This window comes from Streptomyces capoamus, from assembly GCF_014654935.1.
Taxonomy (GTDB): Bacteria; Actinomycetota; Actinomycetes; order Streptomycetales; family Streptomycetaceae; genus Streptomyces; species Streptomyces capoamus.
The window spans coordinates 52964-54097 of the sequence record NZ_BNBF01000011.1; the positions used below are offsets into that span (position 1 = coordinate 52964).

The window sequence follows — 1134 nt, forward strand, 5'->3', positions numbered from 1 at the left end:
GGCCCAGGGCGGTCAGCAGTTCGTCGGGCAGGTTGGCCGGGTGCGGGCGCAGGGCCCGGGCCGCCGAGCGGCTGCACAGCACCGGCGCCCTGGACAGGGTGATGGTCCGCTCGACGGCGTCCGGCGCGGCCCCGGAGACGTCGGCGAGCACGCCGAGCCGGTTCATCTCGCGCACGACCTCCTCCCCGAACCGGGTCAGCCCCGAGGAGCCCGCCCAGGCGGTGTCGGCGAGGGTGAGGACGCGCAGGCCGAGGGAGTGCAGGATGCGCAGGAGGCCGAGCGAGTCGCCCAGGGCGGCGCCGGGCGCGGGGCCCAGCAGGACGGCGACCCGGCCGCGGCTGCGGGCGTCGAGGACCTGCCCGGCGGTGCGCACCAGGCGCAGGCCCTCCGGGTGGGCCGCCACGACCCTGCGGACCAGGTCCAGCTGCTCCAGGGTGGCCGTCACGGCGCGTTCGCCGTCCCGCACCTCGGGCAGGTGCAGGGACCAGAACAGCGCGGCCACGTGCCCCTCGCGCAGCCGGGGCACGTCCGTGTCGACGGCGGTCTCGCCCAGCTCCAGGTCGTACCAGGGCAGCTGGCGCAGGGCCTGGGGCAGGCCGCAGTAGCCGTCGGCCACCGGATGCCCGGCGAGCAGGGCGTGGGCCCGCTCCAGCAGTTCGCCGGCCGGCCGGGCGCGGGGGTGGTGCGCCCGGCCGTCCGGCGCCGGGGCTGGACGGAGGTCGTCCGGCAGGCAGTCGTCCTCGCCGACCTCGTGCGTGGCGGGGATGTCGTCCTGGAGGTCGGCCATGGCGGGCTCCGTACGTCGTCGTCGGCTACGTCGGTCGTGAGCTACGGCGTGCTGTGGCTGGCGTACCGACACGGTCGCACGGAGCGGAGCGGGCCTTCCTGGTGAGTGGGGCGTTCGGGGGTACCCCGGTCAGCCTTCGCCGGGGCTGCCGTCGAGCGCCTCGATGGTGGCGAGGGACGGCGCCCGGGTGGCCTGCAGGTCACGGGCCACGTCCTCGGCGGCGCCCAGCACACGGACCGCGTTCTGCCAGGTCAGCTTGGCCAGGTCGGTCCTGGACCAGCCGCGCCGGAGCAGTTCGGCGAGCAGGTTGGGGTAGCCGGAGACGTCGTCCAGGCCGTCCGGGGTGA

The 1134-nt window shown here is 76.5% G+C and carries 2 protein-coding genes; both read right to left on the reverse strand.

The genetic code is table 11. From position 1 onward, the window contains the following. On the reverse strand, positions 1–787 hold a 787-nt coding region (locus tag IE312_RS18760; protein ID WP_229900083.1), incomplete at its 3' end, for a membrane dipeptidase. A gap of 129 nt (positions 788–916) precedes the next feature. Then, on the reverse strand, positions 917–1134 hold a 218-nt coding region (locus IE312_RS40785; RefSeq protein ID WP_229900085.1), incomplete at its 5' end, for a membrane dipeptidase.